Origin of the sequence: Streptomyces sp. UNOC14_S4 (assembly GCF_020740835.1) — a bacterium.
GTDB lineage: Bacteria > Actinomycetota > Actinomycetes > Streptomycetales > Streptomycetaceae > Streptomyces.
In genome coordinates this window covers 1-8,685 of record NZ_JAINFC010000329.1, presented here as the reverse complement: position 1 = coordinate 8,685, position 8,685 = coordinate 1, and the positions used below count along the sequence as shown (strand labels likewise).

At 69.2% G+C, this 8,685-nt stretch carries 7 protein-coding genes; 2 read left to right on the top strand and 5 right to left on the bottom strand.

The genetic code is table 11. From position 1 onward, the window contains the following. The first annotated feature begins 489 nt into the window (after positions 1–489). Positions 490–1,599, top strand: a complete 1,110-nt coding sequence (locus K6I34_RS25180) for an IS110 family transposase (RefSeq protein WP_229328723.1) — start codon at positions 490–492, stop codon at positions 1,597–1,599. Positions 1,600–1,980: 381 nt separating this feature from the next. Here K6I34_RS25180 and K6I34_RS25175 read toward each other — a convergent pair whose 3' ends face one another. Beyond that, positions 1,981–2,256, bottom strand: a complete 276-nt coding sequence (locus K6I34_RS25175) for a helix-turn-helix domain-containing protein (RefSeq protein WP_229328721.1) — start codon at positions 2,254–2,256, stop codon at positions 1,981–1,983. A 635-nt stretch (positions 2,257–2,891) separates the two neighbouring features. On the opposite strand from K6I34_RS25175, the gene K6I34_RS25170 reads away from it, so the two are divergent. Continuing rightward, the gene (locus tag K6I34_RS25170; RefSeq protein WP_229328719.1) at positions 2,892–3,779 is read left to right on the top strand and encodes an endonuclease NucS domain-containing protein; all 888 of its coding nucleotides are present in this window, start codon (positions 2,892–2,894) and stop codon (positions 3,777–3,779) included. Positions 3,780–3,935: 156 nt separating this feature from the next. Here the strand turns inward: K6I34_RS25170 and K6I34_RS25165 are convergent, their stop codons facing one another. The 4 genes from K6I34_RS25165 to K6I34_RS25150 form a co-directional block, all read right to left on the bottom strand. Next, complete coding sequence (locus K6I34_RS25165; protein WP_229328716.1) at positions 3,936–4,406, bottom strand: hypothetical protein; 471 nt, start codon at positions 4,404–4,406, stop codon at positions 3,936–3,938. A gap of 75 nt (positions 4,407–4,481) precedes the next feature. Further along, positions 4,482–5,663, bottom strand: coding sequence for a DnaB-like helicase N-terminal domain-containing protein (locus K6I34_RS25160; RefSeq protein WP_229328713.1), 1,182 nt, complete (start codon positions 5,661–5,663; stop codon positions 4,482–4,484). Then, positions 5,663–6,871 carry a DNA cytosine methyltransferase gene (locus K6I34_RS25155; RefSeq protein ID WP_229328712.1) on the bottom strand — a complete coding sequence of 403 codons (1,209 nt, stop codon included), beginning with the start codon at positions 6,869–6,871 and terminating at the stop codon, positions 5,663–5,665. The genes K6I34_RS25160 and K6I34_RS25155 overlap by 1 nt, the downstream gene beginning before the upstream one ends. Next, positions 6,868–8,676: a type IV secretory system conjugative DNA transfer family protein gene (locus K6I34_RS25150; RefSeq protein WP_229328725.1), complete on the bottom strand. Its 1,809-nt coding sequence runs from the start codon at positions 8,674–8,676 to the stop codon at positions 6,868–6,870. The genes K6I34_RS25155 and K6I34_RS25150 overlap by 4 nt, the downstream gene beginning before the upstream one ends. Between the last annotated feature and the right edge of the window lie 9 nt (positions 8,677–8,685).

Below are 8,685 nucleotides of genomic sequence, written 5' to 3'. Positions count from 1 at the left end.
GTGTGGGGTGGGGCGGGGTATCGCGTGCGGTCTGACCAGGACAGCGCCTGGACTTGCGGCTGGCCGTTTACCAAGACGAGGATTCGAGGCCGCCCGTGCGATGGCCGGCGAGGGGCGAGCCGCTGGGCTGTCGGTCAATGCCGGTCACGGGTGGATGAGGAGTCGACTCATCGTTGTCCCGTCCAGCGCAGGTTCAGTGCCGGTTCGGGCGAAGTCTCCCGGGAGCGGTCGGGGCGTGAGTTTGTGCTGGGGGCGGTGGGACGGTTGCGTAGCACCGTTCGGGGCGGGGGTCTGACTCATGACTTCTTTGACCGAAGTGTCTTGTCACAGACGTGTCGACTGCCGTTGCGGGATGGTGCCTGCTGCCGCCGAGCCACAGGGCGTGTCCCAATAGGGGCCTTGCCGTCTTTCAGGCGCCGTCACGGTTCAGACCGCCCGGCCGGCAGGTGTCAGCCACCCAGTACGTCACCACGCGGGAGGCGGACCATCATGACGACCGGACAGCGCAGCACCTCTTCCACCAGCACAGGCCCGCCCGCTCGGGGCGAGGTCGTCCTGGGGGTGGACACGCATGGCGAGGTGCATGTCGCCGCAGTGGTCTGCCCACTGGGCCAGGTTCTGGGCACCAAGTCCTTTCCGGCCACGGCGGTCGGATACCGTCAGCTGCTCGCCTGGGCCCGTAAGGTCGGCACGGTGCGTCGGGCCGGGGTTGAGGGCACCGGTACCTTCGGCGCGGGCTTGTCCCGCTACCTGCTGGCGCAGCATGTCGCGGTGTTCGAGGTGAACCGGCCCGACCGCTCGGCCCGCCGCCTGCTCGGGAAGCCGGACCCGCTCGACGCGCAGGCCGCCGCGCGGGCCGTGCTCAGCGGCCGCGCCCAGGCGCGGGCGAAAACTGGCGACGGTCCGGTGCAGAGTGCCCGGATGCTCAAACTCGCCAAGGACTCCGCGGTCAAGGCCCGCACCCAGGCGATCAACCAGCTCAAGGCCGTCCTGGTCATAGCCGACCCGGCCCTGCGGGAACGACTGTCCGGCCTGGGCAACCGCGAACTGTTCCGCACCTGCGCACGCCTCGGTCCGCGCGAGGGCGAGGCCGGCGGGAGCGATGAGGACCCCGTAGCCGAGGCCACTCTTATGACGCTGAGCATGCTGGCTCAGCGCATCGAGCAGCTCACCGGGCAGATCGATGAGCTGAATCAGCGACTGACCGGGCTCGTTGAACGCCATGCCCCGCAACTGCTCGCGCCGGTGGGCATCGGCCCGGACTCCGCTGTCACGCTCCTGATCACCATGGGCGACAATCCCGAGCGGCTGAGCACCGAGGCGTCTTTCGCCGCGCTGTGCGGAGTCAGCCCCATCGAGTACTCCTCGGGCGGCCGGAGCTCGCGCCGGCTCAACCATGGCGGCGACCGGCAGGCGAATGCCGCTCTGCACCGCATCGTGTTCACTCGGCTGCGCCACGACCCGCGCACCCAGGCGTACTGCGAACGCCGCACCCAGGAGGGCAAAACCCGTCGCGAGATCATCCGATGCCTCAAGCGATATGCTGCCCGCGAGGTCTTCAACCTGGTCAGGACGGTCTCTGCCGACCCCCCGTTATAGGGGCGTCCGTGACAGATGAGAGGGTCTGGCGGGTGAGTGAGACACCGGCGAACACCCTCCAATACCGCTCTGACGGGCCAGAAGACGCTCCCGTCCTGGTCCTGGGGCCCGCGCTGGGTACCACATGGCACAGGTAGGCGGAACCGTCTTCTGGCGTCCACGTGGTCTGTATCGCTGCTGTTCATGCAGGTGGGGCCTCTGTGGTCCGGGTGCGTCGATGGTGTTGGTGACAGCGATGTGACACGTGATGGTCACTGAGGCCCCCTACCGGGCAGGGGCTGGCAGGGGGCCTCAGCGTTCCTCGGCGGCGAGGTTCTGTGACTCTGGGAAGACGACGAACCCCCGCCGGAGGCCATCCGGCGGGGGTTCTCGCACCGCGGACTATGACGGTGCGCAGCGTTCGGTGCAGGCGCCGTTGTACTCCGGCTCTCCGCTGTCGAGTACACGGAGCAGCGAGGCGGTGACAACGCGCGTCTTACGGCCGATGCGTATTACGCGGCAGGGGAACTCCCCGTGACGAACCAAGTCGTAGCCCTTCGCCCGCGAGAACCCGAGGGCCTTGGACGCGTCCTCCACGCTTCCCGTACCGCTCCAGGTGGCGCGGATGTGCGTAGGGCTGTACTGGGCACCGTGCAGCTCGTCTGCCTGCCTGTGCATTGTGGATTCTCCAGTCGCTTTCAAAAGTGGCGCTGCCTGTGCGGCGTCAGTAGGTTTCAAAACTGCGGGGCGAACGACCTGTGGCTGCTCAGTGGGCCACGGTGCCGGGGCATCGTGGTGACTGACGTAGGCGAGGTCATGCCCGCGTTGCCCTGGGGGTGATGCGCGGACCGAGGCCCAATGCTCTCGACTGCGCATTGGGTTTCACCCACGGCGTGAGGCGGTTCTCCATAACAGCGCTGATGCCCAGAACGTCATGCTCGATCTGTGGGAATTGGAGCGTGGCTGCGGAGCTGTTCCGCGCGAACTAGGTGGACGGCGTGAAGGGCTGACGGAGGGGGTCAGGTGGCTGTTTCGGCGATGCCTTCCGACGTGTGGGCAGATAGTGGCGGTGGACTATCAATGATGCGCGGGATCACCGGTTTGGCTAACCGGTGATCCCGCGCTATGTTCCACCACTTCGAGGTAACCTGCACGGTTCAACCTGGTGGGGCCACTTGCGTGGCCTGCCCTGGCTGGCATATCCCGAGGCGGGCTCGATGCCGTGCATCACGAGATGACAGCATCCCGGTAGGTGGTTAGCGGAAATACATCTCCCCTTGCTGACGTTGCGCTTATGCAGTTGAGGAGGGGAGGTGTCGGGACTGAAGCTGTTCCACACGAAAGGTGCCGTGGCGGAGGTGACGTCGCGTCTTGCCGAGGTCGAAGCGGAGGTGCAGGCCCTCGTCGAGGGCAATCTCGAGGTGATGCTCGGCGTGCGGTTTCTGGCGAGCGAGTACAGCACGGGCCCTGTCCACGGAGGCCGGATCGACACCCTGGGCATTGACGAAAACGGTGCTCCGGTAGTCATTGAGTTCAAGCGTGCGACTGACGCAGGTGCGGTCAACCAGGGTCTCTTCTACCTGTCGTGGCTCGTGGACCACAGGGCGGAGTTCGGGCACCTGGTCCGCGGTCGGCTCGGGGCAGCGGTCGCGGACCAGGTGCTGTGGAGCGCGCCCAGGCTGATCTGCGTTGCCGGCAACTTCACCCGCTACGACGTGCACGCCATCCGCGAGCACCGGCGCAGTATCGACCTGGTCCGCTACCGCTTTTTCGGCGAGGACCACTTCGGCCTGGAGACGGTCGCCTCCGTCGCCGCCCAGACGGCGCCCCCGGGTGTCCGGCGGGCGAGCGAGGCCGGAGTACCCAGTGCTCGCGTGGACAAGGGGGCGATGCAGGAGCTGTTCGCGGAGGTCGACCAGGCCCTGCTGGGCCTCGGTGGCGACATCACCACGGTGCAGCGCAAGACCTACCGCGCGTACCAGCGGCTGCGGAACTTCGCCTGTGTCTGCCCGCCGCAGCGGGACAAACTGCTCGTCTACCTCAAGGTCAACCCCAAGGAGGTCGACCTCGTCCCGGGATTCACCCGGGACGTGACGGGACTCGGCCACCACGGGACCGGCGACCTGGAGGTTCAACTGCGCACGGACCGGGACCTGGAGCGAGCTCAGGACCTGTTCCGCCTCAGCTACACCGCGGTATAGCTGAGGCGCCTCGGCCCTTCGAGCTTGGGGCAGCCGGCGTATACCCTGACGCCGTGAAGTCGGAGCTGACACGGATGCGTGCGATCGTGTGGGGGCTGGCGGCCGGCACTGTCATCGGCCTTGCCGCGTTCTTGCCCGCTGCCCTCCGCTGATCCCCTAGACGAACCCGTCGCCGCGGGCTGCTTCCTGGGCGGCCAGGGCCTGCACGTCGAGTGCGTCGGCCAGCTCTTCCAGGTCCTGTGCGACGCCCCTGTACAGGGGCGCGCGGTAGGAGGCGCTCAGTGCGCGCAGCATGTGCGAGACCTCGCTGGAGTCGAGCAGAACGACTTGGCTGTTCGTGGCGTGGAAGGTGCGGAGCTGGACGCTCGTCGGCCGGAACGCGAAGCCGTTCGGCTGGTCCGCCGTCAAGTGGCGCAGCAAGGTCGCCGTATCGTTGCTGAGTGGGATTGCCCTCTGGGCTCGCCGTTGTGCTCGGCGTTCGGCTACGTACTTGGTCAACGACGACACGATGACATCAGTGATCGTCCGGTCCTCCTTCTTGGCCTCCTTCTTCGCGTCCTGCCAGAGCGACTCCTTGATGCGGACGTTCCGCTTGGGAGTTTCACCGTCGCCCTTCGGCCTGCCCATGGCTGCCTCCCCGTTTATGTAGGGACAGTGTAGGTACAGAATCGGAACCAATCCACGCAGCACGGGGGTGCTGGTCTACCGCCTGCGGGTCGGCTGGGCGTTGGCGGTGAGGGGCGGCAGCGGGCGGTTGGTTGTGGCCGACCGGGGGCTTCGGTACACGCGGACGGAAGCCGGTGGTCCGGCGCGGACGGCTGCCGGTGGGCGAGGCGCGCGGCGGGGTGCCGGTGAGTGATGTGGTGGGGTGGTGCGTTGCCAGCGGGCGCGGATCGCGGTGAGGTCGGCGAGAGCGCGGCGGCTGCCGGTGACGAGCTGGTGAGGGGTGTTGGCCGGGTCGTCGGTGAACGCCTGGATCCGCAGGGCGACGGTGTGCGCCCGGGCGAGCAAGGAGCGCTGAAGGACGCGTTCGCCCCAGTGCTCCGGCGAGCCGACGGGCGTGGAGAGCAAGGCGATCAGGTCGGCTGGGGTGATGTCCGTGGTGAGCAGGCCGCGGTGCTGAGCTTCCCAGAGCACGGTGACGGCGTCGACGGGATCGTCCCGATGGGCCTGGGCGGTCAGGCACTGGAAGAGGGCGCCGTGCAGGGGCAGGACGAAGTCGTCAGGCTGCAGCCATCGCATGGTCTTGAGGCCGGAGGGGTGGGCGGTGGCGGACGCCAGCAACAGCCGTTCTTCCTCCACCGCATCCTCGCCGGCATGGCAGGGCCGGGTCGTGGGGGTCGGCGTGCGGGGGAGCGAGCCGGGGTGCGGGGAGAACTGGCCGGCGAGTTCGTCCAGGAACCGGGTCAGGGCATCGGCCTGGTCCAGGACAGCGACGGCCGGGTCGGGGCCCGTGGTGTCGGCGACCGACTGGGCCAGGCGCTGGGCATGTATGCGCAGGCTCCGGCGGGCGTGGTCGGCCCGGACTATCCGCGCGTACGCGGCCGCGTGCCCGGCCCAGGGGCAGGCGTGGGCCAGGCTGTGCAGGTAGGCGGCGGTCAGGCCAGGGGCTTCGGGCCGGGCGGCGTGCAGAACGGCGTTCAGCCAGACCGGTTCCCTGGCATGCGCCTCGGCGGCGGGCGGGGGGATGGTGCGCATGGCCGCGAAGAGGACGGCGTGGGAGTGGTTGCCGAAGTGGCTGGGCTCCAGGGCGCCAACGGTCTTCAGCTGCTGCGGGTCGAGAAGGAGAGCGCCAAGCAGTGCCTGCTCGGCGTAGTACACCGGCTGCGGCGGAACCGGCTCGTCCAGGCCGCGGTCCTGCTGAGGGAGGGTGGAGTCGGGCATCACGCCGCCAGGGCGAAGTCGTCGGGGCCTAGGGTTTTACCGAGGTGCGGGGCCAGGAGATGGGCCGCGAGTCGCGGGGGAACCGCGTTGCCGATCTGGGAGAACCGCTGGCCTTTATTGCCCTGCCACGGGTAGTCGGTGGGGAACGTCTGCAGCAGGCCGGCCTCGGCCGCGGTGATCCGGATCGGGTCCGGCATCGGACCGACCTCGTGGATCTGCCCGTCGACGGGGTCGGCGACCCAGACGCACTCGTTGGCGCGGTGACCGAAGAACAACGTCCCGGCCGGCTCGTCCAGACCTCGGACAGTGGCGTTGGCCTGGTTGTTGCTGCGCAGCGACCAGGCCCAGCGCGCCCCGGAAGGGCTCGCGACCGGCGTGCGGGCGGAGGGCTTCTGCCCGGTGCTGCACGGGTGGCGTTTCCAGGTGCCGCGGTCGCGGGCGTCGGCGAGGGCCTTGCGGGAGCCAGAGGGGAACGGCTCGGGCCCTCCGCCAGGACCGCCGCCGGCGCACACAGTCGGCACGGGACGGTCGGTGGCACCCCAGCCGAGCGCCTGGGCCATCGACACCCACCGAGCACGCCCCGGACCGAACAGCGACTCCGGCTCGGCGACCTTCGCGTGCGTGGGAACCGGTGGTTCGGCGGTGCGCGTGCGGGAGGCGAGCAGGATCGCCCGCCGCCTCGTCTGCGGCACACCGTAGTCGGCCGCATTAAGGATCCCCGTCCACACCGAGAAGCCCCAGCTGCGCAGGGTCGCGGCGTACTGCCTCCACAGCGGAAGGACGTCCGGGACCTCTTCCATGGCCACCCACTCCGGTTCGCCGGCCCGGTTGAGGGCGTACAGGTAGCGCATTGGTTCGGCGGCCAGCAGGGACCGCTCGTCCCGGCACGCGCCCAGGAGTCGGGTCCGGGTGTCGCGGCCCTGCGCGAGGTCGGTGACGGCCTGGTGCACAAGGGGCTGGTCCACCAGACCGAGGCGCATTCCAGCCATCGACCACGCCTGACACGGCGGGCTCGCGATTAGCCCTGTGGTCTTCCCGGTGAACGGCCACGTCGGATACTGCGCCACATCGGTCCGGATGGTGGTGTGCCCGGCGGCTGCCCGGGTCTTGCACGCCCACTCGTCCGATTCCAGGCCGACGTCCTGGGCGCCGAGGACGGTCAGGGCGTGCGACCAGCCACCGGGGCCGGCGAACAGGTCCAGGATCATGCGGCCTGCCCGAAGTTGTCCTGCTTCGGCGTGGCCTTGGCGACGGCACGGGCGGTAATGGCCTGCGAGGCGCGCTTGGAGGCGGCGGAGAGTTCGGCGGCGCCGGGTTCCTTGTACCAGGGGCGCAGGGTGAGCATCGCGGCGCGCATGCCGGTGGCCAGGCAGATGGCGGTGCCCTTGGCGAGGGCGCGGATGGCGTCGGCGGGCAGGATCCGCTCTTGGCGCATCGAGACGGACTTCGAGGTGCCGGAGTCGGAGGTGGAAGTGGAGACGGTCTCGACGTCGTGGTCGCCGATCATCCGGGAGAGCTTGTCGGCGAAGTCCGGGTCATCGATTCCGCTGCCGATGACCTTGATGGTGGCCGCGCTCCACATCGCGTCCATGCCTGAGTCGCCCCAGACCTTCTGGCCCTGGCGGTAGCTCTGCAGGATGGTGATGGGGATGATCCCGCGGGATCCGAGGTGCGAGTACAGGTCCGGCAGGTCGCTGATCTTGCATACGTTGGCTGCCTCGTCGAGGACCGCGAGCATCGGTGGGTCGAGGCGGCCTCCGGAACGTTCGGCGTGTGCGGTCGCCGTGCGCATCACCGAGTCCGCGCACGCGGCGATCAGCGCGCTTGCTCCGCCGCCGCCGTCCTTCGACAGCAGGTACAAGGTGTCGCGGCCCTGGACGAACTCGGCGGGTCGGAATTCCGCGACGTCGTCTTGCGGGGTGATCCAGGCGGCGATGTCGGCCGAGAGCAGGCAGGCTGCGTACTGGCGGGCGGTCTCGTAGATGCCGTCGCGGGTCTCGGGCGGGCCTTCGACGGTGCCCTTGAGCTGGGCGGCGACGGCATCGAAGCCGTGGTCACGCAGCAGGTCCAGCGGGGTGCGGTCGGCGGGGAAGGCCAGCCACTGCATCACGTCGGTGATCGGGCGCCGGTCCAGGGCAGCGGCCAGGAAGAGCTGGGCGAGGATGTTCTGCGCGGCTTTGGACCAGAAGTCGCCGGCGTTGCTGCTGTCGACGGAGGCGGCGACGAAGTGGCCGGCCAGGCGGCCGGCGCCTTCGAGACTGGTGGCGTCAGCGAGGGGGTTCCACCACATCTCTCGCGGGGCGTGCGCGATCTGCTGAGGATCCATCGACCATGTCCGCCCCACCTTCCCCCGGGCCTCCAGCGTGGCCGTATAGGCGTCGCCCGCGGCCTTGTTGGACGTCAGCAGGACAGCGCCCGGGGCTCCGAGGATCGCGGGGATGGCCAGGCAGGTCGTCTTGCCGGAGCGGGGGGCCATGATGGCCACGGCCACGTCCTCGTAGCCCATGCGGACCTCGTGCCGGGTGCCGGCGAGATCTCCGAGCAGGACTCCGGTCTCCTGCGGATCGATCTTCTTCGTCTCGCTCTTGGCCAGGCTCGGACGCAGCTCTTTGGCCTTGGCGGTGATCTGTCGGGCGAGCAGCGGCTCGAGGTCCCGCCGGGTGGCCATCCCCTTGACGGCCTTGCGGCCCTTGGTGCCGTTCTTGTGGCGCAGGTAGAGCCGCGCGGTGATGGCGGCGAGGGCGCTGAGGAGGACGCCGGGGAAGACGAGGGTGCCGATGGTCAGGGCGGTGTCGCCGGTCTCGGGCCAGAGGTCGTGCGGGTGGAGGAGTGCGTCGGTGGGGCGGAAGGGGGCGCGGGAGTCGGCGTCGGTGGTGAGGAAGGCGACGGTGGTGCCGCCGATCCAGGAGGCGGTGGCGAAGGGGATGAAGACGGTGATGGCGCCGATCAGGATGCGGAAGAGGAGGTCCGTGGCCGGGGAGGAGGACGCGGACGGGGGTGTGCGAGGAGGCAAAGCGGAGGG

Excerpts from the sequence above, each read along its gene's own strand:
- K6I34_RS25165 (WP_229328716.1), bottom strand. The coding sequence starts at position 4,406 with ATGGGCAGGCCGAAGGGCGACGGTGAAACTCCCAAGCGGAACGTCCGC.
- K6I34_RS25155 (WP_229328712.1), bottom strand. The coding sequence starts at position 6,871 with ATGATCCTGGACCTGTTCGCCGGCCCCGGTGGCTGGTCGCACGCCCTG.
- K6I34_RS25160 (WP_229328713.1), bottom strand. The coding sequence starts at position 5,663 with ATGCCCGACTCCACCCTCCCTCAGCAGGACCGCGGCCTGGACGAGCCG.
- K6I34_RS25180 (WP_229328723.1), top strand. The coding sequence starts at position 490 with ATGACGACCGGACAGCGCAGCACCTCTTCCACCAGCACAGGCCCGCCC.
- K6I34_RS25175 (WP_229328721.1), bottom strand. The coding sequence starts at position 2,256 with ATGCACAGGCAGGCAGACGAGCTGCACGGTGCCCAGTACAGCCCTACG.